Here is a 23226-nt window from a genome sequence, read left to right as displayed (position 1 = left end):
AAAAGAGGTTCTAGCAGACTAAGGCAAGCGTTGTTTATGGCTGTACAATGCGGTATAAGAGATGCACGCAAGCAAAAAACCAGCGATGAAATTATCCCTATAAATAAGCGATTAAGAGAGTTCTACGATAAAAAACGTGAAGAAGGGAAACCTTTTAGAGTAGCCATAATTGCTTGTGCAAATAAGCTCTTACATTGGATTTATGCCCTACTAAAAAGGAAAATACCCTTCCAAAATACGGATTAAAAATCATATCTAAGAATATAAAACAAAACCTTCCAATCTTATAAAGGAAGGCTTATTTGGTATACCCTTTTTTAGTATATCATGTAGGTTTTAATATTTTTATTGAAAAATCTTGACAACTATTAGCTGGTTTTGTGGAAGAGCGATAATCATTAAAGCTCTCAATAGTTAAGTAGCTTTATTAATATTTAAATAATTCTAACTTACATTAGTTTGCTTTTCCCACTTCAATATCCATAAATTCACAAAGACCCGTAATTTTAAACATTCTCATCATTCGTTCAGTTAGTACCAATTTCAAATCAACTTTCTCTTTAATTACTCTTTTATAGAGTGCAACAATTACTCCTAGACCACTACTATCCATATAAATTACTTTGGACAAATTTAGTTCTATTATCATGCAATTTGTTAAAACAATCGATTCTAATTCATCTTTTAATATTGGCGCTGTATGAATATCGATTTGACCTTCAATAAACCCTATTAATAAATTATCAATTTCATGAAATTGCATACTTAGCCTCATTGATTCGCCTCCATAATAGCTAATTACTAATTCCCTCTTTCAGAAATTTCAAACCATTTTTACCACTTTTATAATAGTTTTCCTAACACTAAACTTCCATTAGTTTTAGTACATTTTCTAAATCCACTCTATTTAAACATATATATTTAAATATCCTTCTTTTAGGTGTTAGTAAATGGGCATTTAATGAAAAGCACTTTCCTAAATTCAAGGAAAGCGCCCGATTGTTGAAACAAACTAAAAGTATTTCTAAACTACCCTACAATGTTAGTGAAAGAAGAAAATGAGATGCCACAGTATCTCATTTTCTTAAACATATAAAAATAATCTCCCGTGTATTGAATAGGTAAAGAGATGCTTATTATAAGTATATTTCCGAGATATTGTTAAAAGATATCATTAGAAGATAGTAAAAGACAGTTTGATGATTGAAGGTGTTTATTCAGTGCTGATTGGTACACTCACTTTTATAATAAAATGGGCATTAATTCTAAGTTAGGAGGATTGTGATGCCAACTTGGAAGGACATTATTGGATTAACACAGCAGTATACAGATAANTAATTGCTTGTGCAAATAAGCTCTTACATTGGATTTATGCCCTACTAAAAAGGAAAATACCCTTCCAAAATACGGATTAAAAATCATATCTAAGAATATAAAACAATACCTTCCAATCTTAGAAAGGAAGGCTTTTTGGTATACCCTTTTTTAGTATATCATGTAGGTTCTATATTTTTTATTGAAAAATCTTGACAACTATTAGCTGGTTTTGTGGAATAACAATATACTATTTAAGTAATTTTTGAACAATATTTGTATTCCAAATTCTAAAACCGATTAAAGCTCCAAGCATATTTAGAATGAAATCATCTATGTCAAAACTTCCTCTTCTTGTAACTAATTGTATAGCTTCAATAAAGAATAATAATATAATCATAAAAATATTAAACGTGCTTATTTTATTTATTCTGTTTATGAAAAACGGTAGATAAATACCGATTGGCAAAAACATAAATAAATTACCCACAAGATTTTTTATTGGTATATCCATATTCATGCTACTACCAATTATTGCCTGAATATATGTACTGATTGTTTTAAATGGAACAAAATTTGAAGATTTTTTTATATAATCTAACAACGTTACGTCTACCCAGATGTAACCTCTCTGACCCAAAAACAATAGTATTATCATTGCTAATAAATAAAGTACGAAACTAATACCAAAGATGACGTTTACTAACTTCATATTTCCTCCAACAATGCAGCGGCGTTATTTAAAGGTATTTGTTCAGACCTTTTTTATAGTTTAACATTTATATCCAACTGAATTGTAGATTAATATTCAAGAATATGACCCTTAAACAGAGAAATACACATTCCTTATTAAAGAAATGCGCCCGAATGTGCAACAACTAATGCCTTAGTTAGCACAATATGAATCTTTATAACAAATCTAATAATAATCATTTACTTAAAGATATATTGATTATTTCTTCAATGACAGAATTAACCTCTTTGTTATCTTTAATAACAAATAAATTGTCTGCTTCCCCTTCTTCTGGGTCTACTACATCTTCATGTAAAGACTCAGCTTGTTGCCGAATAAGTACTTGCTCAAAATTAGCATAAGCGCCTCTAAATATACTCGTATTACGTGTACTATTGATAACCCGCTCTTTAAGAATTTCTTCTGGGATATCAAAATGAACTAAAATACGGATAAACTTTTCTTGATTATATACATCCTCAAGTAAATACTTTCTACCTATTTTCGTTCGATTTGCACTACTAGCAATAATATGAAGGTTCGTATTTTCTATTGCATAATCCGCAATAAACTTAGAGAGTTCATATTTTAGGGTGTTTGGTTCCGTTTTGGGCTGTAGCTTTTCGTAATATGTATTAATAAATTCAGCATGATTATCTTGATCTAAAACAAAAGAGTTTTCTAATTTACTTTCTAATTCTCTCGCAAAAGTACTTTTCCCACTATGTGTCTTACCTACCGTAATAACGACTAACCTTTTCATTTAAACTTTCCCCTTATTATTTAGCCATTTTTCAAATTTTACCATTACCTACAATTATATAGAATATTACAAAAGTCTCCATGTATTTTTTAACCATCTATAAAAATGTTATTCCATAATCTGGCCCTATTGCTGAATAAGGTACAATTCATCTTCAAGAATTACTCCCTATTCTTGAGAAAACAATATTATGTGTGAGAAGATTTATAGGTAGCAGATATTTTTGAGTATTCATAACACAATTAAAAAGGTAGGGGATAAAATGAAGAATTACGATATTATATTTTTTGATATAGATGACACACTTTTTGATTTTACTAAATCGGAGCAAGCAGCTTTTAATAAAGTCTTTGAGAAATATAATTTATTTAATAACTTAAAGCTGTATGAAAAGAGTTACCAAGAAATTAGAAAAGTGTTATGGAGAGATTTAGAAAATGGAAAAATGAGCCTTGTTGAACTAGGTTCAGAGAGGTATAGGCGATTATTTTTAGAACATGAACTTGAAATTGACGCAATTGTATTCAATCAAGATTATTTAGGATTTCTTGGAGAACAAACTCACCTTGTCCAAGGAGCTGAAAAAGTCATTAGCGAGCTCTCGCATAAACGCTTAGCTATTATTACGAACGGTTACACAGATGTACAAACGACAAGAACGAATAATTCCACGTTAAAAGATACATTTGAACATATTATTATCTCTGAATCCACTGGTTTCCAAAAACCACAAACGGGAATTTTTGATTATGCCTTTGATAAGCTACAGATTACAGATAAATCCAAAGTATTAATGGTAGGCGATTCGTTGACTTCTGATATTCAAGGTGGAATTAACTATGGCATTGATACTTGTTGGTTCAATCCTAAGCACAAGGAAAATGATATAACTTTAAAACCCACATACGAAATAAATAAATTAGAAAGCCTGTTAGAGATTATAAAATAAGTGCATTTCGTCTTTGACATAAGCAATACAAAAAAAGAACACGCCAGCTAATAAAAAAGTTTCTAATAAAATTGAAAAGTGCTATATAAGAATTGCCTTTACGCACACTAGCCCTGTAGCCTAAGAAGTAAATTAAAATCTGTTTCTATAATTCAACGTGAAAAAAGCGATCACCTTTTATCGGTGTCGCCTTCTTTAGAAATAAATAGACTATATTATTGTTTATCCAGAATTTTAGAACGAACAAAGGATAAATGTTTATACATGGCATTATAAGCTGCTATATGATTCCTTTCTTTCAGTGCCGAGTAAATTGCCAAATGATGCTCAATTGTAATATCCGGATCACGATAAGTAATTAAACTATCGGTTTTCTTATGAGCGATAAGTAGTGCTACAATCATTCCCTCAACAACAGGGTTTTCAGCTGCTTCAGCAATAATTCGATGAAATTCTTGGTCTAAGTATCCATAATCTTTGTCACGATTTACTTCAATTAAATCAATCGTACGCTTTAGTCTTTCTAACTCTTCATCTTTTATTTTCTCGCATGCCATTGTAACAAGACCTAGTTCCAAAACCATACGTGCTTCAATAATAGCTGGCACATCATTAATAGATAGGGCTAGCATCGCTTTGAAAGGAGAACTGCTAATTTTATCATTAATAATTGTACCATCTCGCGGTTTCCGCGTAACAATTTCCAAGGTTTCCAGTGCACTAAGCGACTCTCTTAATACAGGACGACTTACCGCGAATTGTTCCATTAGTTCAAATTCTGATGGCAATCGATCTCCCGGCTTTAATTGACCACTCATTAATAAATTAACGATATTGTCTAGCACTTGCTGAGAGAGTGTTGTTCTTTTAATATTTTCAGAAGAAAATTTATTCAATCTAATTCACACACCTATCCTGTCATCTACATCATCTATTATACTATATATGAATTAAAACTGAATTTATTAGCGCACTAAACAAGGCTTTTTCGGATCAAATTTCCAATTTGGCACTAAATATTGCATAGCGACTGAATCATCACGGACTCCTAATGCATTTTCTTGATATAATTGATTGGCTTTCTCCAATTCATTCCAATCAATCTCCACACCTAACCCAGCTTTCGTTGGTACAGTTACTTCTCCATTTTTAATAGTAAATGGTTCTTTTGTTAAACGTTGACCGTCTTGCCAAATCCAATGGGTATCAATGGCAGTAATTTCACCTGGGGCTGCAGCTGCAACATGGGTAAACATAGCGAGTGAAATATCAAAATGGTTATTGGAATGCGACCCCCATGTATAACCCCATTCATGACAAAGTTGTGCTACTTTAACAGAGCCTTCCATTGTCCAGAAGTGTGGATCTGCCAACGGAATGTCAACTGACTGCAAGCTATGTGCATGGCCGAATTGACGCCAATCTGTAGCCACCATATTTGTAGCTGTTTTTAAACCTGTACGACGCTTAAATTCTGCCATTATTTCTCGAGAAGAGTAGCCATTTTCAGCACCGCATGGATCTTCGGCATATGCAAGCAGATGGCCACGTTCTTTCATCACCTTTACAGCTTGCTCCAGTGTCCAGCCACCATTAGGATCAAGCGTAATTCTTGCATTTGGGAAACGATGAACAAGAGCTTCAATGGCATCCATTTCTTCTTCCGGTGACAAGACACCACCCTTTAACTTAAAATCTTCAAATCCGTACCTTTCATACGCAGCAACCGCTAATTTCACAATTGCTTCAGGCGTTAACGCTTCTTGGTGACGCAAGTAAGCCCAATCATCTTCCGCCCCTTCACCTGATAAATAAGGTAAAGCCGTTTTGTTGCGGTCTCCAATATAAAATAGATAACCCAGCATTTTAACGCTTTCACGTTGACGGCCTTCTCCTAATAGGTCACAGACAGGAACTTCTAGATGCTGCCCAAGTAAATCAAGCAACGCTGATTCTACTGCTGTTACGACGTGAATTGTTGTACGTAAATCAAAAGTCTGTAAACCACGACCTCCTTTATCTTTAAAAGAAAATTGCTGGCGAATCGACGAAAGTATTGCTTTATATTGTCCGATTTTTTTGTTTACAATTAGTGGAGCTGCTTCTTCAAGTGTTTTGGTAATTTCTTCACCACCTGGGACTTCTCCAACCCCAATATTCCCCATACTATCTTCCAATACCAAAATATTACGTGTAAAGAATGGACTATGAGCACCACTTAAATTTAATAGCATGCTGTCATATCCAGCTACAGGGAACACTTTCATATCCTTAATAACAGGTACAACTGTTGTAAGATTTGCCGTTTCCATTACAATCCCTCCACTATCTTGAATTTATTCTCAAACTCTCGGGTTTCATTAACAAGAAGACACCAACCAACATTTCCCAGTGAGCTATGGGCAATGATAAAGAAAAGTACAACATAATAATTCCGTTATGTTTTAAGAAAATGATCTATTATCCTCGGGTTTGTTTTCCAGGATAAATATATAAATAAATCAAAAATAACGATACGTTTTTTGTTACTAGGTAATAGACAGCCATGGTGTTGCACCATGGCTGCGTAAAAGTATTTTTCTAATAGATTCTTTTCTTCCTAGATTATTACACTACTTCACAAAAACAGTTTTAATAGATGTGAAGAACTCCATGGCAGCACGACCTTGTTCACGTGAATGCGAACTGGATTGCTTCATTCCACCAAATGGTGCCTGTAACTCGACACCAGCACTTTCGGCGTTGACACGTACTAAACCTGCATCCATTTCATTGATGAACTTCATCATTTTTTGAATATTAGTCGTGAAGATTGAAGCACTTAAACCAAATTCAGAATCATTTGCCAATTCAACAGCTTCTTCCATGCTTGAAACTTTCATTAAACCTAGTACTGGTCCGAAGATTTCTTCTCGTGCAATTCGCATATCTGCTGTTACATTATCAAAGATTGCCGGTGTTACAAAGTAGCCATCACCTTCAACACGTTCTCCACCATGTATAAGCTCGGCACCCTCTTGTTGACCAATTTCAATATAAGATAATACGGTTTCTAGCTGAGAAGCACTTGCACACGGTCCCATCCAAGTAGATGAATCTTCTCCGCTTCCAACTGTAATCTTCGCAGTTTCTGCAACTAATTTCTTTTTGAATTCCTCATATACTGACTCGTGTACGATTACGCGACTCGTTGCTGTACACTTTTGACCAGTAGATTTTAGGCCTCCACTAATTGTCGCTTCGACTGCAAGATCTAAATCCGCATCTTCTGCTACAATAACTGGATTCTTTCCGCCCATTTCGAGCTGATATTTGATGCCTCTATCAAATGCCAATCGCCCAATATGCTTGCCTACCGTGTTTGACCCAGTAAACGTGACCGCTTTAATATGTGGATTTGCAAGCATTACATCTCCAATTACCGCACCTGAACCTGTTACTAAATTTATGACACCTTTTGGCAAATTAGCTTGATCAAAGCACTCTATAATTTTTGCCGCTGTTACGGATGTTTCATTTGCCGGCTTTAAAACTATAGTGTTTCCGTATACGAGTGCAGGGGCCATTTTCCAGATCGGAATAGCGATTGGGAAGTTCCATGGTGTAATCACACCAACAACTCCTAGGGAAGTACGTTTAGTAAACATTAAAGCATCTGGATCGCTCGATGGGATTACATCTCCATTTGCACGCATTCCTTCACCAGCATAATAACGTAAAATGGCAACTCCACGCGCTGCTTCCCCTTTCGCTTCTGCGAAAGTTTTTCCCATTTCCTTTGTCATCGTTAATGCGATTTCGTCTAATCGTTCTTCCAATACATTAGATACCTTCAGCAAGTAATCTCCGCGTGTAGGTGCAGCAAGTCGACTCCAGGATTTATGTGCCTCGTTTGCTGCCGTAAACGCTTCGTTTACTTCTTCAACTGAAGATTTTTGAACAATCCCTACTACTTCTGAAGGATTTGCTGGGTTGGTACTTTCAGATACTTGACCAGTCGCTGAATTCACCCATTCACCATTAATGTAGTTTCCATATACTTTTACAGCATGTTCTTGATTAGTTACCGACATATGATCCATCTCCTTTTAAAGTTCCGTATCTTTCCTCTGCTTTTGCAATAATCGCTTTAAGTGCTTCATAATGTTCAGGCTCTACCGGAGCAATTGGCGGTCGAACATTATTCCTTACCGGTAAGCCAACAATTTGCATCCCAGCTTTAATTAGTGAAACTGCATATCCTTTCTTTTGTCTGCGGATATTATGAATCGGGAAAATAATGTCTTCATAAATTTCACTAACTTTTTGTTTATCCCCATTTTTTAAAGCTTCAAAATATTGTTTCGATACATAAGGGATATAGTTCGAAATGGCAGATGAATATGTGTCATATCCAATCGTGACATAAGTTGGCATCGTTACCTCTGCAAGCGGCATTCCGTTAATCCAAACGAAACGGTCACCCAACGCTTGTGTAAATTCTACATTCACTTCGATATTTCCTGCTCCATCTTTAAACCCTTTAAGCTGAGGTATTTCAGCTAATCTTTTTAATGTGTCTACAGTAAGAATACAGTTGTCACGCTGATATACAATTGCATTTAATTCTGTACTTTCTGCAATTGTTCTAACATATTCATAGATTCCATCCTGCGAAGGTTCAATCAGGTATGGCGGTAAAATTAGATATCCGTCCAAATGATGCTTTGCCGATAATTTAGTTTGCTGTAATGCTGCAGTAATGTTCCCTCCAACACCTGTATAGATCGGAACACGCCCCTTTACAACTTCTTTCGCTTTGATAATTAGTTGCTCATACTCTTCGTTATCGATTGCGTGTAATTCACCCGCACCACAAGCGATAAAGACAGATTCTAAACCATTTTCAATTAAAAATTCAACATTGCGCTGAAAAGCCACATAATCAATTGATAAATCATCATTCATTGGTGTTACTGGAAAACCTAAAATACCTCTTGGAATCTCTCTTGTTTGCATATTATTAACCTTCTTTCGTTATATTTTATTTTTAAATACCCCTTTGTAATATTGTTAGACAATTATTAATTGAATGGGGCTATGTCGAATAAAGCTACGTCATTATGCTCTACCTTTATACTCCACTAATGCATTTAATAAAGCTTTCATATAACCGATAGAGTATGCAAAGCCTAAACTAGAATGTTTCCACCCTATATTCGAAAATGCCCACTTGTCATCTAAATCAGGTGTGTCACCTGCAAAAGTAAGAACATGATCCGGATTAATACATCCTTGGTACCCAACTTTGTCAAGTTCAAGCAAAATTTTAAACATGTTGAGATCCCCATCATCTAGCATCGCTTCTTCAAAAGCACCTGCTGTTGGGAGGCTGCCACGAACATTTCGGAAGTGAACTAAGAAGATACGATTCTTTCTTCCAAAATGATTGATTTCGTCCATAACAAGGGAAGATCCTCCTGCTTCAGCTCTAGTTCCAATACAATACACAAAACCAACATTTTTTTGAGGGAAGTCATCGATAATACGGTGAAGACCTATCCCTCCAAAAGGAGAATCCGGGTGTGGTGTATCTGAAGGATGCATCGCAACATTTACGTTGTTATCTAGTGCCACGTCAACAATTTCTCGATACGCACGTTGGAAATTACCCCACCAACGCGTAAGCTCCTCACTTGTAGGGGTAGGATCCTTTTTGCTTAGTAATCCCACACTTTCCCCTCTACCAATCAAGCCTCCACGTTGTATAGACTTATAGCTTTGCGAACGACCGTAGAACACATCACCTTCGAATCGTTGTCGTACAATTCCAATTCCTGCCTCTCCAAAAGTTTTAACGGCTTTGATAGAATTTTCAAGTTGTTTTTCACTACCTGGCTGTTCTTCCATAAATGCCTGTGTAATATTGGGAAGCGTTACACGATTCACTTCTAATCCCCAGCTGCGCAAACGCTTTTTCAACTTCAAAAGTTCGTCTAAATCAGGAAACCCCTGTTCTTTAACTCCTTTAAAAGAATGTCCAATACCAAAGTCTACACAATCAATCCCTAATTGCACCATCTGCTGTAAATCTAAATCAGAAAGATCAGTTGTATTGACAGTTACTGAAATTTTCACATTTGTCACCTCTCCTTTTCTGATACTTTTCAAATTATCCATAATGGTCATATAGAACTTGAAATTTCTATGAAGTATGCTAAGTACTTAAGTACACCAATTTACTTATTAGTGTATTTTTCGTAATACCGCTATATAGGTGCCAATCAAAAACCTTTCGTGAAAGCGATTTCAACAATGATGACAGCAACTACCTCAATACTTAACATGAATAAAAAGGGTTTCGTATGAAACATCTCATCCTCTTCATCTTTATAGAATTTTCTGATAAATTAATTGTAAGACAATAATACAATACAAGTCAATACGTTTCTTTTGATAATTTTTTATATTTTTGTAGAATTGCCACAATTTTTATTTAGGTTTCAAGAATCTTTGGTTCAATTTCAAAAATATTTACATCTTTAACATGAATACTGCCTAAACTCAATATGTGAGGTATATACACAAACATCCCAAAGTTAATACCTTTTTTAAAATAGAACAACCTCCCTTCATGGCAGAAAGGAGGTTGGTTATTTCTATTTAACTTTTACCCTGTAATCATATCTTTCTCTTTTATTCCATGAATTTGATTTAAGATCAAAGCACCAAACGTTTGAATAATCGTTTTTACGATTACTTGACCTATAATGGCAGCCGGCACTGCTTCCCATGGTAAAAACCCTGCTCCAAGTGGACTTAAACCGATAATAACGAAAATTACAGAATCCAACAGTCCTCCAACAATTCCACTATAGAATACTCGCCAAGCCATTGGGAGTTTTAAACGTGTATAAATTTCTGTATCAGCCGTTTCAGCAACTAAAAATGAAATTGCCGATGCTGCAACAATCATTAATGTGTCACCTAAAGAATAGGAAACTACTGCTGATAAAAATAATGCTGTAAAGATAAATAGATAGGTTCTTCCTCGACCATATTTATTTTGCACAAGATCTCGGAAAATGAAAGTAGCTCCAACAAAAAGAGTTCCCATTGGAACGATGAACATACCAAATTCTAATGGTGCAAATCGCGCTGTGACTACATTGGCAATCACAATTGATAATAAATAAAATACTATTCTCATGTGTCTCTCCTTAAATCATCTTAAAATATTTGTAGATTCATAACTATACGCCTCTTTTATTTCCCCAAACAAGCGTATGTAGTTGTGGCAAAACTTTAACATTCCTTAATTCATCATCTGCAACTACCTTGTCAATTAATGTTTCGTATTTCTCCAGTAAATGACTGATCAATTGCTTATTATTACCCTGTGCAATATCGTCATTACCTACTTGAAGGTAAAAAGGAATTGTAGGGTACCTGAGATGAATTTTCTTTGCATAATCATAATCTTCTTCATTAAAGACAACTATTTTTAGTGAAATATGCTGATTGCTGTCTCGAGTTTCAAGTTTTTCTACCATTTCAGAAAGGATTGAATAATTCGTTTCCATTCCTGAACTCGGAGGCTTTGGCGAGATTGTTAATTCATCTATCTTATATAGCCAATCTTGCCATTTGCTCCCCTGTGTCTCCACTGCGATTTTTATGTCATTTGCATTTAAAATCGAAATGAGTGATTCTAGATTTCGAAGAAGTACAGGATTTCCACCTGAAATCGTCACAAATGAAAAACCATCGCCTCCAAGACGCTTCAACTCAGCCCATATCTCTTCAGCTGTCATTTGAGCAATTAAATGCTTTCCACTACCGTCCCATGTAAATGCAGAATCGCACCATGAACAGGAGTAGTCACAACCAGCAGTCCTCACAAACATCGTCTTCTGCCCAACTACCATTCCTTCACCCTGTATAGTCGGTCCAAAAATTTCAATAACGGGAATTTTACTCAAGATTCATCCACTCCCGTCTAACTTCTGCATAGCTTGTGGGCGTTTCATATAATCGAACAAATTCTACTCTCAAATCGTTTGCTTCCTGTAGCTGAAGCAATGCTTGCGAAAGTTTTTCATAAATCCAAACTACAATATTTTCTGCAGTTGTATTCATTGAAGGCAGTGTTTCATTCAAATAACGATGGTCTAAATCTATCTCAATTTTTTGTTTCCATATTTCTTTTATATCGCTGAAATCTATTACTAAGCCACGTTCATCTGTATAGCCACTTATCCCTAATATTGCGCGATACGTATGGCCATGCAGGTTTTTACATTTACCTTCATAGTTATGTAAGTGATGTGCTGCATCAAAGGTAAATTCTTTGCTGACGAGAACACGCTTAGAATGATATTTTAATTCATTTCTCTTTATATCCTCGTCAATTCTTTGGAGCTTGTCGACAATTCGAAATTCATCCAAGTCTTAACACTCCTTTTTAAAGCTTAAATATTCATCAAGCCCTTTTTGACGCAATTTACAAGCCGGACATTCCCCACATCCGCCTGCAATCACACCGTTATAGCAAGTCAACGTTTTTTCACGAACAAATTCAAGAGCGCCTAATTTGTCTGCCAGCTCCCAAGTTTGTGCTTTGTTCAACCACATTAGCGGTGTCTCGATTACAAAGGAATCGTCCATCGATAGATTTAGCGTTACATTTAAGGATTTTATAAAAATGTCGCGACAGTCAGGATATCCACTGAAGTCTGTCTCGCATACTCCGGTAACGATGTGTTTTGCTCCCACTTGACTTGCTAATACACCTGCAAATGAAAGAAACAGCAAATTTCGGCCGGGAACAAATGTAGATGGCAGTTCTCCATCATTTCCATCTGCTACTTCAATATCATTTCTTGTTAATGCATTTGGTGCAAGTTGATTTAGAAGCGACATATCCAATATATGATGCTTCACATCTAATTCCTTAGCAATCTCTTTTGCACATTCAATTTCAAGACTATGCCGTTGACCATAATCAAAAGTCACTGCTTCTACCTCTGAAAAACGTTTCTTTGCCCAGAACAGACAAGTCGTGCTGTCCTGACCGCCGCTAAACACAACCAATGCTTTTTCTCGCTTCATGTATAAAACTCCCTTAATTGAAAAAACAGCACTCTAAGAGAAATGCTGTTTCTTCTTAGTTTTTTAAAGAGGGTAGCTAAAACCTCTTCCTTCCTATAAGAAGGATTATTCAATTATCGATTATCGATTTTTTCTGGATTTAGATCATGATTCATTAAACGGTAATTCGCCATTTCTTCATACTTTGTTCCAGGTTTTCCATAATTGCACCATGGGTCAATAGAGATTCCACCACGTGGCGTAAATTTCCCCCATACTTCAATATATCTTGGATCTAATAGTTTAATTAAATCATTCATAATGATGTTGACGCAGTCTTCATGGAAATCTCCATGGTTTCTGAAACTAAACAAATAAAGTTTCAGAGATTTGCTTTCTACAATTTTCTTATCCGGAATATATGAAATATACATTGTCGCAAAATCAGGCTGACCTGTAATCGGACAAAGACTAGTAAATTCTGGACAGTTAAACTTAACAAAATAATCACGGTTCGAATGAAGACTATCTACTGCCTCCAAAACTTCCGGTGCATAATCAGTTGCATATTGAGTATTTTGGTTTCCTAGTAGTGTTAAATCATTTAAGCCTTCTGTATTTTTTCGGCCAGACATAAAAAAAACCTCCTTGAAAATGTATCCCAACATTAATCAAGAGAGGCTTTAGCACACGCAATATAAAAAATAAGAAACAAATAAAAAAGCCACGTCCTTTTATGGACATGGCATAGTGTCATGTTTCCATAGTTTTTTATAGAGGGTATCAGCTATGAACCTCTCCCGATTCGTTCGGGCAATTAATTCTTCATCATATTAAAGAAAATTCTGGAGGAAGTCAATACATTTTTTCCATATTTCCTAGTTTAGAACAATTCCAGCATTCCTTTTTGTTTTACTCTCGTTGGAATCACTTATCATGGACTAGTCTCACCATTTTACGGCTTCTAATTCCAGTTGAAAATCAAACTCCACATTTACTGTATGACCATTCTTTCCAAAGCCGTGAAAATAGATTATACTTGACTGACTAACGTATGCCTTAGGAGGAATTTCTATGACAGAGAATAATCAAAATGAATCACCGAAGAAGAAAAGTTTGCAAGAGCTGGTAAAGCAGCAGCTTGAGAACAAAAAGAACAACGCCAATAATGGCAAGGGTAAAATAAAAGCTGACCTATCAAGCCAAAAAATGAAAAGCCAACAAACAAAGAAAGCTAGCAATACCCGCAGAAAAATGGGTGTTTAATGAACGGCCAAAATCGTAAAGATATACTACCTGGCATCACTGTAGATATCGTCTTAAAAAAAGATCAAAGAACCGGTACACTTACCAGGGGAATTGTAAAAGACATTCTGACCAAATCGCCGAATCATCCTCATGGAATTAAAGTTCGGCTTACGGATGGGCAGATTGGTCGAGTTCAGCAAATTCATTCGAAATAAAAACATGAAATAGCATTCAAGTAGTTTATTCTACTACTTGGATGCTTTACTTACTTTGAGAGGAATTATATGTATTAAACCGTTAGTTTACATAATAAAATTATTGTTACCTTAACATCTAACATATTTTCGTTTAAAACCAAGTGCCCCTCGATCAAGATCCTTTTGAATATTTGCGGATATATCCACAATGCTGCCTTTTTTGTTGTCTCGTTTTATCTCAACTGTTCCAATTGATTTTGCGATTTCAACCGCTTTTTCATGGACAGGTACAAATGAAATTGCAGCTGTATAGACAAAATTACACATCGAAGATTTTGTACGTTCAGGAGAGTTATGAATTGTTTTTTCAATTTGATCTAACATATCTGAGACTTTGCTGGGATCAAATTCATAATCTGGGCGATTCCCAAATAGCCAGCAGTAACAGCTCCAGCCTGCCGACATCCGAAGTTCTTCCCCACTTTCAATCCATTTATCTGATACCTTTTGTGCAATATCAGTTTCAGCCAATGTTACAGCAACTACATAATCTGACAGCATATAAAAATAGGCTCCATCTATCCAACGCTCAAAATCTGCTTCGGTCATAATCGTTGGATCGGCAATCATACCAGCAAAATACATCGCATCATAGTTCCCCGAGGCGTATAACTGTTCAGCTAAATCCTGATTATTTTTGTTTTTCTTTCCAAGAGGTTTCATTGCACCTGTTGCCACACCAAATACTGGTTCGTGTGCTCCATTGCTTATGTAAGTCTTTTTCGTTCTTTCTTTACCAAGGGCTTCCAGTTCCTCCATAACCGTTTCGAAATCCAATCTCTGCACTTCCTCTCTATTTGTTAGACACTAATATTTTTACACTTTAGTTAACCGCTCGGAAATTATTAAAGAAATTGCAATTTACTTGAAGTACTTGATTATAAATATCGAGCTTTAACCTCGTATAATCGTAGAAATCTGCCAAGTAACTCCGAATTTATCTTTTACTTGACCATAAGATGGGCTCCAGGAAGTTTCTTGAATAGGCATGATTTCTTCGCCACCTTCAAGTAGTTTTCCATAAACCTCTTTTGATTTTCTTATATCATTAAAGAGGATTGCAATTTCAACTTGTGAACTAGTATGGAACTGTTGGCCCGGTAATGTATCCGATAACATCAGAAAAGTATTATTAATTCTTAATTGTGCATGGAGTACACGATCTTTTGCTTCTTCGGAGAGAGGAAAATCAGGATTTTCAGGTAATTCTTCGTAAGTTTGAACTCCTAAATTTTCTGCTTCTAAAGCATTCTCATAAAATTTTAAAGCTTCTTTTCCGTTACCATTCGTTCTGATATAAGCATGTACACCTAAAATCATAAAATTCACCACTTTTCCATCTAATAAAACATTAATTTGAAATATTTCTGCACCTTACATTTAGATTATCATAAGTATCTCGCCATCTTCACTTTTTTTATTTTGTTAAAAAAAACGTATAAAAACTTCATGCCGAGCTATACTATTAAAGATTTCACTTCGACTCCAATGATTAGGAGGGTTAACCCGATGGATGGGATTCATTGTTATCATTGAAGAACATTTAACTGAAAAGCGAAAGCACGGTTTTCTTAAGGTAAATCTTAGGATTCTATGCGAAAGCGAGGCAGTGTGTCGTGGATAACATTATGTAAGTGTAATCAAAACCCGGAATTTATTCCGGGTTTTAATTTTTTTTTTTTGGGAGTTTTAGAACGACTATCATGAAAAATTATGCTTCTTCAGACTTATGCACGGCATCTCAGCATTAAGATTGCTCCTTATTATGCTTCAGCGAGAAGCACAGGGACAATTTCTTACTTCCCACAAATTAATTGTCACATTACCACTTTCTTTGTGAAAGTTCGGATACCTTCCACCTAACTTTGTCTCTTTACCGCTTGTTTTGAGTCACTTCGAAGACTATCCACCTGCGATTTGTCATATTATCGCTGCCTTTGTGACACATGAGATACCTTCTCCCTAACTTTTGTCTCAATACCGCTTGTTTTGAGTCACTTCGGAGACTATCCACCTGCGATTTGTCATATTATCGCTGTCTTTGTGACACTTGAGATACCTTCTCCCTAACTTTTGTCTTATTACCGCTTGTTTTGAGTCACTACAGAGAAAGTCAACCAGCGATTTGCCCTATTGCCCAAGATAATTCCGCTCCTACCTCATTCCTTTTTTCAACTCAGTAACATAGGGACACATTGGATGCAATGTAAATTAAAAGTACCCTTGACCACGAAAAAATTAACTCAAAGTAAGTTTCTCAACTGCTTTCAAATAACTAGTATAGCTATACTTACCAAATGAGTTTATGTTACCGTTAAAGAAATGTTTAATTATATATTCTTGAGCTTCTTCCAATGAACAGTTCCTTGCATTCATTACTAGCCTGAAATACGCTCCAAAATATTCCTTAGATAAGTTGCCCCCGTTATTTACAGTCATAATGTCAAATCACTCCCCTTTTAATTGCAACATGTTGAGGTTGTATTGTTTATTAAATTAATACTGCAAACACCCGTTTCCGGCAATTCAAGCTCTACCTTTTTCGAAGCTTCAATATCTCCGACAAGAAACGAAACAACTGAACGGATTTGTTCATAACCTGTAGCCATCAGAAATGTAGGTGCTCGACCGTAGCTTTTCATTCCAACAATATAAAAGTTTTTTTCTGGTTGTCTTAATATTTCTTCTCCATGAGGTCGAACTGTTCCACAACTATGAAGATTAGGATTAATTAAAGGAGAGAGTGCCCCCACACTTTCGGTTGCAGGGTCTACATTTAATCTAATTTCTCGTAAAAATGAGAAATCAGGTCTACTTCCCGTATTGGTAATAATTTCATCTATTCCTGAAAGAGTAAATTTTTCTCCTTTACTTTCCCCAATCAGCTCAAGACTATTATTATTGTGAATTAACTGATGAACCAGAAATGGTGTAAACACTTTCACTTGTCCACTATCAACTAATTGATGAATGCGACTTCCAAGTTTTCCTCTTGCTTTAAGAGCGTCTTTTTCTTCTCCTCCATATGCGCTTTCCACATTTTCCTTTCTCATTATCCAATTAATTTCTACTTTTTCACCTAGTTCAGAGAGCTCGAGTATTGTATTAATTGCGGAATGACCACCTCCAACAACTGCTACTTTTTTTCCGATATATCGTTCCCTTTCATTTCCTTGAATATCTGGAATGCATAGAATATCCGCTCTTTAAGTTCTCTTTCTTCCGTCGTCCAAATATTGTCGGCATTCACCGGATTAGGATGTGCCCATGTACCCGTTGCATCAATTACTGCCTTTGCCTCAAATCTTTTAGTCATACCATTTTGTTTTGCATAAAGTACAAATGAAGATTGTTCCCTTCCCGAATTTTTCATCTTATCCAAGCCTTTTTTGCTTATAGAGAAGACTTTAGCATTAAGGTGTAGATTTTTTTTGATTTGAGGAAGATTTGCTAAAGGCTCTAGGTACTTTTCTACAAGTTCTTTCCCGGTAGGAAGCTCTTCTGCTAAAGGTACAGTCCAACCGCTATTTTCCAATAATTTCTTGGCAACTTTGTCGATATTATATTGCCAAGGTGAAAAGAGACGCACATGTCCCCACTCAATAATATTTTGTCCCACTCTGGATCCAGTTTCCAAAAGTATGAAATCCTGGCCCCAATCAGCTAAATGAGCTGCTGCCGCTAAACCAACAGGACCCGCACCAATAACTGCTATAGGTAACTTATTGATTGTTATATCTTCATGTTTCTCCAGAACAGATGTAACCTCAAAATTTGAACTTCCACAACACTTCTTACTTTTCACTATAATACCCTCCATTCGAATTTACTTGTAATTTGCAAGTAAATATTGAAAATAGAAGCAAGATTGCTCTTGCTTAATATAACGGTTTACAACATACAGAGGATTTTGACATGGCTTCGTTTAATAATTTAAGAGAACGAATAACCGTTTCTCTTTCAAATTCGTTCATATGAGAAAATACCTCGTCTAAATATGCATTCATGGAATGGTCTATATTTGTTACTACAAATTTTCCCTGTACTGTTAAACTTAAAATGGATACTCGTTTATCTTGTGGTGAAGGTGTTTTCTTTACTAATTCCAAATTGACTAATGTTTGGATTTGTCTGCTGAATGTCGTGATATCCATTGCCAGGGATTCGGCTATTTGCTGCATGGAGGGTTCAAATTGCTTATCAATTTCGTAAAGAATATGGCTTTGAACAATCGAAAGTTCATGATCCCCTACAACACAACAATTTTTATTTAATAAACCAAATCTTCTCGTTAGCACATGGAAAATTTCTCTTTTGTTTTCCATATTTCTCACCTCTTGATTTATTTATACGTTCTTTTATTGCAAATTGCAAGTATTTTATTTAATATTTAGTTATGAACTTCCTGGAGGTATTGTTTATGTCGATTATTATCCGTAAAGCGACAAATCAAGATTGGAATCAAGTGAAACTCATTTATGAAGCTGGTATGGCAACAAAAAATGCTACCTTTGAAACACACGCACCCGAAACATTTGGACAGTGGCTTGGTAATGCAGTTCTCCCCTGCACATTAGTAGCAGAAGAAGATTCAGCGATTTTGGGCTGGTGCAAGCTCACTCCTGTTTCGACTAGACAAGTGTATGCAGGAGTCGGCGAGTTAAGCATTTATGTACATTACGGGGCAAAAGGCAAAGGCATTGGCAATATGCTGCTTAATAAACTAATCAAAAATTCAGAGGCTGAAGGATTCTGGACTTTGGAAGCGAAAATTTTTACTGAAAACGAAGCCAGTATCCAATTACATAAAAAGAACGGCTTCAAGATTGTTGGCATTCGTGAAAAAATCGCAAAAAGAGAGGGTGTTTGGAGGGATACTCTACTGCTTGAAAGAAGAAGTAGTGCAATTGGAATAGATTAATGACATGCAATCCTCTTCCCCTCTTATGTCGGTTCAACCATTTGTTCAAAAGCGGGATACCCAAGCATTGCAGTACCTGCTGGATATAAGAAAGGCGGAAAACCTCGGTATAACGTTTGCTGGCACAGCGTTCTCTGAAGCGGTATGAATAAAATCGCTATGCCTAAGAGCAACCTACTAAATATAGAGATGCTCCAGAACTTAGAATCTAAAATGTAGATCTTACGATTCGAATATGAAAAGTCTCTACTTTTTACAAGCAGAGATTTTTCTTTCAATCATCATTCCAATGACTCTATATACTTTCAGGCAATTTATTTTTATACATTTCTAATGCATCGGTGTTCTCTTTTAATACCTTGATTGTTTTGGTATCTGGCTTTACATAAATAATTGGGTAGTCCTTTTCATCGAAATCCTCATTAACAGTAAAAGCTAGTTTTTCTTCATCCAACGAAAATTGGGCATTGACACCAGGTTTGTTTCCTCGAGCATCCAAACGTATCCATTTATTTATTGATTTTAGATAAACTGCATTCAAAGCATGTAGTGAATATCCTTTTTCAGGGGTATCAAACAGCATTAAACGCTGATAACAGAAACCAGTTGGAATTCCTTGAGAACGCAATAATGCAGCTAAAAGGTTTGATTTAGCATAACAAATCCCCTCTTTATGCTTTAGTACGTCTGAAGCAACACATGTCACCTTTCTTCCTTGAATATCCCAAGAATGAGATATCTCATCTCGGACAAATTCAAAAGCAATCTTAACTTTTTCGATTTCTGTCTGTTCATGGTTAAATAGTTCATTAACTTTCTCCTGAATAATCGGATTAGAATAATTAACTTCTTCCATCTCCAGCAGATAATCTTCTAGATTACTAGACTCAGAAATTAAAATCATATTTTCACCCCAGATGATGTATTTTTATGTATATTTACGAATTATAATACACCATTTTCAAGTTAAGCACTATGAAAATTTATAAACATGTTGACCTTTTTGGTTAACGGGGTCAGTTTTAAACTACAAAACATAGAAAGAACATTGAAATTAACAATTAAATTAATATGTAAGCAACATTAGAATTAGGCGATAGAAAAAAAGCATTGTCCTCCGCAATCCTCTATTACTCGTTTTTTCCCAAATATTCGAAGGAAATGTCCTTTTCTATTAATCGAAATGATATAATGTTTAAAATTATTGGAATTAATTAACAAACAGAAAGGCTGTTGAGATTGAGATTTTTTATTCGTAAAATGAAAGAGGAAGATATTCAGCAAGTGCAACAAGTTGCTAAAACAAGTTGGAATTACACATACGAAGGGATTATTCCTTCTGAAATTCAAGAGAATTTTTTAAAATCTGCTTATAGCGATGAAATGATGCAAAGACGTTTAGAGCGTTCTATCATATTTGTTGCAGAAGTTGACGGAAAAATAGTTGGTTTTGCTAATTACTCTCCTGTAAAAGAAGACGGTAAAGCAGAACTTGCTGCAATTTATTTATACCCAGAGTATCAAGGGAAAGGGATAGGAACAGCTTTGTTGAAAGAAGGTTTTAAATACTTAGATGGTGTCAAAGAAATCTTTATAAATGTGGAAAAAGAAAATAAAATCGGAAAAACATTTTACGAAGCGAAGGGGTTCAAAGTTGTCACAGAATTTGATGATGATTTTGATGGTTACATCCTAAGGACAGTAAGAATGGTACTAATAATTTAAAGCTCGCATAAGCGAGCTTTTTTAGAGTAAGTAGATAGTTAATTAGTTTGATACAAGTTTTAACACAAATCCTTATATATCAATAATAATATAATGTCCAGTTCAAATTGGATTTGAACCTGGACTTACTACACTAATTTGATTTTTGTACTAAAGTAAACCGAACCCGTTCCTTTTTGGTCCATCGTTTCATTTGAAGGTTAGCAATTCTCTTAGAAACCGCTCTTTAATTTGTTGCCACTCTTCCTTAATGATGCTATACATAACCGTATGACGAATTTTCCCTTCTTTACGAATCATGTGATTTCTTAGAATCCCTTCTTTTGATGCTCCTAGACGTTCAATTGCTTTTTGAGAACGGTGATTTTCATGGCCGGTCTTAATTTGCACGCGATTAAGCTCCATCTCTTCAAAGCAGTATTTTAGTAATAAATATTTGCAGTTTGTGTTGATGTTTGTCCGCCAATAATTTGGTTGGATCCATGTCGAACCAATCTCTACTCTTTTATGATTCTCTGAAATATCTAAAAAAGACGTACTACCAATTATCTGATTGGCTGCTTTATCAACAATGACAAACTTATAAGATATATTTGCATCACGTTCTTTAATTGCATTTTCAACATAATTTCGGACATCTTCCTTAGTTAGTAACGAAACCGACATATGCTCCCAAATTTCAGGATACTTTGCAGCATTCAGGATGTCATCAACATCTTCTCTTCCAACAGGTCTTAATTGTACGACTTCATTTTCTAAGCAAATCATTTTTTTCATTTTACTTCCCTCCCTATTTCTAGTTAACTGTAAATTTGATACGATAAAAAGTATCAATAATGAATTTATTTACCATACCAGAGGAAGTGGAGATTCTTGGAGATATCAATTATTTTTTCGCACAAACAACCAAAGTATCTAGATATTTATGAACAATTAAAGAATATGATTGTCAACCAGACACTGATTACCGAAGAAAAACTTCCATCTAAACGGAGCCTTGCCAAAGATTTAAATGTTAGCATTCATACTATTAAGGAAGCTTATGAACAATTAGCAAGTGAAGGCTATATTTATAGTGTAGAGCGTTCTGGCTATTATATTTCACCTTATGATTTGGAGTGGGAACTGCCTAGTGTGAATGAGGAAAACAAAATTTTAAAGCCAGTCCCCCAAGTTATTTACAATTTTAAGAATGGACAGGTTGATCAGCAATACTTTCCACTAAAAGAATGGTTAAAGATTTATAAAAGTCAATTATTGTCTGATATCGTGCCCAACGGACCTTGGCAAGGAGAGTTGGCATTAAGAGAACAAATCGTTCAGTACATAAAAAAATCCAAAGGCGTTACTTGTGGGGTTGATCAAATTTTCGTCTATAGTGGCACACAACATCAACTCAATGAAATGTGCAGGTTCTTAGGTAATGTCCCTGTAGCCATAGAAGAACCTGGTTTCAGAAGAGCAACCTCAATTTTTCAACAAAATCAATTAAATGTCCAATATGTACCCATCGATGCTAAAGGGGCAACTATCCCTAAACAGCCGTGTCAGTATTACTATATAACACCAGCCCATCAATTTCCCTTAGGAGGCGTAATGCCAATCGAGAGAAGAATTGACTTATTAAAATGGGCATCAGTTAACGGTGCTTACTTAATTGAAGATGACTATGATTCTGAATTTCGTTATAAAGGAAGCCCTATTCCCCCATTAGCACAAATTGATCAACTACAAAGGGTCATCTATTTTGGTACATTTTCGAAAACATTAATGCCTTCCGTTCGAATGAGCTATATGATATTACCTAAAACCCTAGTTGAAAGTTTCAATACTTTTTATGGTGACCAAAAGACTACAGTTTCTAAAATCGACCAATTAGTTATTGCTGAATTTATGAAAAGTGGTTTGTACACAAAGCATATTGCAAAAATGCGGACATTATATCGTAAAAAAAGACTAAAATTAATCGAAAGTTTACAGGCTTATTTAGGGAGTAACTATGAAATCATTGGGGATGCAGCAGGTCTGCATATCGTCTTGAAGTTACCGGAATCGCTTAAAGAAACGACTGCTATTAAACTTGCCCTAGACGCTGGAATTGCTCTGGACCCTATTTCAACTTCCTATCAATTAAGTGCAATTGATAATTGCGTGATGATTGGATATGGAGCAATTTCTTATGACGAAATTGAAGAAGCAGTATCCCTTCTTTCGACCCAATGGAAAAATCACCATCAATGTTGAATT

The 23226-nt window shown here is 35.4% G+C and carries 24 protein-coding genes, 3 pseudogenes and 1 riboswitch; of the genes and pseudogenes, 8 read left to right on the top strand and 19 right to left on the bottom strand.

The genetic code is table 11. The annotated features are described in order from the left end of the window. Positions 1-246: pseudogene (locus tag ACFQU5_RS03300) on the top strand (IS110 family transposase); the annotation flags it as partial. 208 nt (positions 247-454) lie between these two features. Here the strand turns inward: ACFQU5_RS03300 and ACFQU5_RS03295 are convergent. The 3 genes from ACFQU5_RS03295 to ACFQU5_RS03285 form a co-directional block, all read right to left on the bottom strand. Then, positions 455-775, bottom strand: a complete 321-nt coding sequence (locus tag ACFQU5_RS03295) for an STAS domain-containing protein (protein ID WP_390284664.1) — start codon at positions 773-775, stop codon at positions 455-457. A gap of 789 nt (positions 776-1564) precedes the next feature. Further along, complete coding sequence (locus ACFQU5_RS03290) at positions 1565-2026, bottom strand: VanZ family protein (protein WP_390284662.1); 462 nt, start codon at positions 2024-2026, stop codon at positions 1565-1567. 217 nt (positions 2027-2243) lie between these two features. Further along, entirely contained in the window at positions 2244-2810 is a 567-nt protein-coding gene (locus tag ACFQU5_RS03285; protein ID WP_390284660.1) for an AAA family ATPase, read from the bottom strand. Between the two features lie 262 nt (positions 2811-3072). Here ACFQU5_RS03285 and ACFQU5_RS03280 point away from each other — a divergent pair, with 262 nt between their 5' ends. Further along, positions 3073-3759 carry a YjjG family noncanonical pyrimidine nucleotidase gene (locus ACFQU5_RS03280; protein WP_390284658.1) on the top strand — a complete coding sequence of 229 codons (687 nt, stop codon included), beginning with the start codon at positions 3073-3075 and terminating at the stop codon, positions 3757-3759. 215 nt (positions 3760-3974) lie between these two features. Here ACFQU5_RS03280 and ACFQU5_RS03275 read toward each other — a convergent pair whose 3' ends face one another. The 10 genes from ACFQU5_RS03275 to queF form a co-directional block, all read right to left on the bottom strand. After that, positions 3975-4655, bottom strand: coding sequence for a FadR/GntR family transcriptional regulator (locus tag ACFQU5_RS03275; RefSeq protein ID WP_390284656.1), 681 nt, complete (start codon positions 4653-4655; stop codon positions 3975-3977). A gap of 69 nt (positions 4656-4724) precedes the next feature. Further along, positions 4725-6071: an enolase C-terminal domain-like protein gene (locus ACFQU5_RS03270; RefSeq protein ID WP_390284654.1), complete on the bottom strand. Its 1347-nt coding sequence runs from the start codon at positions 6069-6071 to the stop codon at positions 4725-4727. A gap of 300 nt (positions 6072-6371) precedes the next feature. Next, entirely contained in the window at positions 6372-7832 is a 1461-nt protein-coding gene (gucD, locus tag ACFQU5_RS03265; RefSeq protein WP_390284652.1) for an alpha-ketoglutaric semialdehyde dehydrogenase GucD, read from the bottom strand. After that, a complete protein-coding gene (gene kdgD, locus ACFQU5_RS03260; RefSeq protein WP_390284650.1) occupies positions 7819-8757 on the bottom strand; it encodes a 5-dehydro-4-deoxyglucarate dehydratase in 939 nt (312 codons plus the stop codon). The genes gucD and kdgD overlap by 14 nt, the downstream gene beginning before the upstream one ends. 102 nt (positions 8758-8859) lie before the next feature. Next, entirely contained in the window at positions 8860-9876 is a 1017-nt protein-coding gene (locus ACFQU5_RS03255; protein WP_390284648.1) for a mannonate dehydratase, read from the bottom strand. A 532-nt stretch (positions 9877-10408) separates the two neighbouring features. Then, positions 10409-10948 carry a VUT family protein gene (locus ACFQU5_RS03250; RefSeq protein WP_390284646.1) on the bottom strand — a complete coding sequence of 180 codons (540 nt, stop codon included), beginning with the start codon at positions 10946-10948 and terminating at the stop codon, positions 10409-10411. 43 nt (positions 10949-10991) lie between these two features. Further along, positions 10992-11720, bottom strand: a complete 729-nt coding sequence (gene queE, locus ACFQU5_RS03245) for a 7-carboxy-7-deazaguanine synthase QueE (protein WP_390284644.1) — start codon at positions 11718-11720, stop codon at positions 10992-10994. Continuing rightward, on the bottom strand, positions 11713-12186 hold the full coding sequence (queD, locus tag ACFQU5_RS03240) for a 6-carboxytetrahydropterin synthase QueD (RefSeq protein WP_390284642.1): 474 nt from the start codon (positions 12184-12186) through the stop codon (positions 11713-11715). The genes queE and queD overlap by 8 nt, the downstream gene beginning before the upstream one ends. Before the next feature lie 3 nt (positions 12187-12189). Next, positions 12190-12849, bottom strand: a complete 660-nt coding sequence (queC, locus tag ACFQU5_RS03235; RefSeq protein ID WP_390284640.1) for a 7-cyano-7-deazaguanine synthase QueC — start codon at positions 12847-12849, stop codon at positions 12190-12192. A 113-nt stretch (positions 12850-12962) separates the two neighbouring features. Continuing rightward, positions 12963-13463: a preQ(1) synthase gene (queF, locus tag ACFQU5_RS03230; RefSeq protein WP_390284638.1), complete on the bottom strand. Its 501-nt coding sequence runs from the start codon at positions 13461-13463 to the stop codon at positions 12963-12965. A gap of 122 nt (positions 13464-13585) precedes the next feature. After that, a riboswitch (PreQ1 riboswitch) is annotated at positions 13586-13632 on the bottom strand. 270 nt (positions 13633-13902) lie between these two features. Between queF and ACFQU5_RS03225 the strand changes: the two genes are divergently transcribed. Further along, positions 13903-14094: a hypothetical protein gene (locus tag ACFQU5_RS03225; protein ID WP_390284636.1), complete on the top strand. Its 192-nt coding sequence runs from the start codon at positions 13903-13905 to the stop codon at positions 14092-14094. Further along, positions 14094-14291: a YwbE family protein gene (locus tag ACFQU5_RS03220; RefSeq protein WP_390284634.1), complete on the top strand. Its 198-nt coding sequence runs from the start codon at positions 14094-14096 to the stop codon at positions 14289-14291. The genes ACFQU5_RS03225 and ACFQU5_RS03220 overlap by 1 nt, the downstream gene beginning before the upstream one ends. 111 nt (positions 14292-14402) lie before the next feature. On the opposite strand, the gene ACFQU5_RS03215 is transcribed toward ACFQU5_RS03220, so the two are convergent. The 4 genes and pseudogenes from ACFQU5_RS03215 to ACFQU5_RS03200 all read right to left on the bottom strand — a co-directional run bounded on the left by ACFQU5_RS03215 (position 14403) and on the right by ACFQU5_RS03200 (position 18658). After that, positions 14403-15110: a DNA alkylation repair protein gene (locus tag ACFQU5_RS03215; protein ID WP_390284632.1), complete on the bottom strand. Its 708-nt coding sequence runs from the start codon at positions 15108-15110 to the stop codon at positions 14403-14405. A gap of 117 nt (positions 15111-15227) precedes the next feature. Next, on the bottom strand, positions 15228-15653 hold the full coding sequence (locus ACFQU5_RS03210) for a VOC family protein (RefSeq protein WP_390284630.1): 426 nt from the start codon (positions 15651-15653) through the stop codon (positions 15228-15230). 1139 nt (positions 15654-16792) lie between these two features. Beyond that, positions 16793-18153 (bottom strand): annotated as a pseudogene (locus tag ACFQU5_RS03205) (NAD(P)-binding domain-containing protein). Between the two features lie 58 nt (positions 18154-18211). Then, positions 18212-18658 (bottom strand): MarR family winged helix-turn-helix transcriptional regulator, encoded by a 447-nt coding sequence (locus ACFQU5_RS03200; RefSeq protein WP_390284628.1) that lies wholly within the window; start codon positions 18656-18658, stop codon positions 18212-18214. A 95-nt stretch (positions 18659-18753) separates the two neighbouring features. On the opposite strand from ACFQU5_RS03200, the gene ACFQU5_RS03195 reads away from it, so the two are divergent. After that, entirely contained in the window at positions 18754-19254 is a 501-nt protein-coding gene (locus ACFQU5_RS03195; protein WP_390284626.1) for a GNAT family N-acetyltransferase, read from the top strand. A gap of 6 nt (positions 19255-19260) precedes the next feature. Further along, positions 19261-19466, top strand: a pseudogene (locus tag ACFQU5_RS03190) (amidase); the annotation flags it as partial. Between the two features lie 83 nt (positions 19467-19549). On the opposite strand, the gene ACFQU5_RS03185 reads toward ACFQU5_RS03190, so the two are convergent. Continuing rightward, positions 19550-20158, bottom strand: coding sequence for a transglutaminase-like domain-containing protein (locus ACFQU5_RS03185; RefSeq protein ID WP_390284624.1), 609 nt, complete (start codon positions 20156-20158; stop codon positions 19550-19552). Positions 20159-20493: 335 nt separating this feature from the next. Between ACFQU5_RS03185 and ACFQU5_RS03180 the strand changes: the two genes are divergently transcribed. Beyond that, positions 20494-20979, top strand: coding sequence for a GNAT family N-acetyltransferase (locus tag ACFQU5_RS03180; protein ID WP_390284622.1), 486 nt, complete (start codon positions 20494-20496; stop codon positions 20977-20979). Positions 20980-21168: 189 nt separating this feature from the next. Here the strand turns inward: ACFQU5_RS03180 and ACFQU5_RS03175 are convergent, their stop codons facing one another. Further along, the gene (locus tag ACFQU5_RS03175; RefSeq protein WP_390284620.1) at positions 21169-21756 is read right to left on the bottom strand and encodes a GNAT family N-acetyltransferase; all 588 of its coding nucleotides are present in this window, start codon (positions 21754-21756) and stop codon (positions 21169-21171) included. A 96-nt stretch (positions 21757-21852) separates the two neighbouring features. Between ACFQU5_RS03175 and pdxR the strand changes: the two genes are divergently transcribed. Continuing rightward, positions 21853-23223 carry a MocR-like pyridoxine biosynthesis transcription factor PdxR gene (gene pdxR, locus ACFQU5_RS03170; protein ID WP_390284618.1) on the top strand — a complete coding sequence of 457 codons (1371 nt, stop codon included), beginning with the start codon at positions 21853-21855 and terminating at the stop codon, positions 23221-23223. Positions 23224-23226: the final 3 nt, after the last annotated feature.

This window comes from Ureibacillus sp. GCM10028918 (genome assembly GCF_042666115.1).
Taxonomy (GTDB): domain Bacteria; phylum Bacillota; class Bacilli; order Bacillales_A; family Planococcaceae; genus Ureibacillus.
This window is presented reverse-complemented; position numbering and strand designations above follow the sequence as displayed.

What these genes read in the sequence shown, in the direction of transcription:
- ACFQU5_RS03225 (WP_390284636.1), top strand. Translation starts at nt 13,903, where the DNA reads ATGACAGAGAATAATCAAAATGAATCACCGAAGAAGAAAAGTTTGCAA.
- ACFQU5_RS03200 (WP_390284628.1), bottom strand. Translation starts at nt 18,658, where the DNA reads ATGGAAAACAAAAGAGAAATTTTCCATGTGCTAACGAGAAGATTTGGT.
- ACFQU5_RS03280 (WP_390284658.1), top strand. Translation starts at nt 3,073, where the DNA reads ATGAAGAATTACGATATTATATTTTTTGATATAGATGACACACTTTTT.
- queF (WP_390284638.1), bottom strand. Translation starts at nt 13,463, where the DNA reads ATGTCTGGCCGAAAAAATACAGAAGGCTTAAATGATTTAACACTACTA.
- ACFQU5_RS03250 (WP_390284646.1), bottom strand. Translation starts at nt 10,948, where the DNA reads ATGAGAATAGTATTTTATTTATTATCAATTGTGATTGCCAATGTAGTC.
- ACFQU5_RS03285 (WP_390284660.1), bottom strand. Translation starts at nt 2,810, where the DNA reads ATGAAAAGGTTAGTCGTTATTACGGTAGGTAAGACACATAGTGGGAAA.
- ACFQU5_RS03185 (WP_390284624.1), bottom strand. Translation starts at nt 20,158, where the DNA reads ATGATTTTAATTTCTGAGTCTAGTAATCTAGAAGATTATCTGCTGGAG.
- gucD (WP_390284652.1), bottom strand. Translation starts at nt 7,832, where the DNA reads ATGTCGGTAACTAATCAAGAACATGCTGTAAAAGTATATGGAAACTAC.
- ACFQU5_RS03195 (WP_390284626.1), top strand. Translation starts at nt 18,754, where the DNA reads ATGTCGATTATTATCCGTAAAGCGACAAATCAAGATTGGAATCAAGTG.
- ACFQU5_RS03175 (WP_390284620.1), bottom strand. Translation starts at nt 21,756, where the DNA reads ATGAAAAAAATGATTTGCTTAGAAAATGAAGTCGTACAATTAAGACCT.
- kdgD (WP_390284650.1), bottom strand. Translation starts at nt 8,757, where the DNA reads ATGCAAACAAGAGAGATTCCAAGAGGTATTTTAGGTTTTCCAGTAACA.
- queC (WP_390284640.1), bottom strand. Translation starts at nt 12,849, where the DNA reads ATGAAGCGAGAAAAAGCATTGGTTGTGTTTAGCGGCGGTCAGGACAGC.
- ACFQU5_RS03295 (WP_390284664.1), bottom strand. Translation starts at nt 775, where the DNA reads ATGAGGCTAAGTATGCAATTTCATGAAATTGATAATTTATTAATAGGG.
- ACFQU5_RS03270 (WP_390284654.1), bottom strand. Translation starts at nt 6,071, where the DNA reads ATGGAAACGGCAAATCTTACAACAGTTGTACCTGTTATTAAGGATATG.
- ACFQU5_RS03210 (WP_390284630.1), bottom strand. Translation starts at nt 15,653, where the DNA reads ATGATTTTAGGTGTACATGCTTATATCAGAACGAATGGTAACGGAAAA.
- ACFQU5_RS03220 (WP_390284634.1), top strand. Translation starts at nt 14,094, where the DNA reads ATGAACGGCCAAAATCGTAAAGATATACTACCTGGCATCACTGTAGAT.
- ACFQU5_RS03290 (WP_390284662.1), bottom strand. Translation starts at nt 2,026, where the DNA reads ATGAAGTTAGTAAACGTCATCTTTGGTATTAGTTTCGTACTTTATTTA.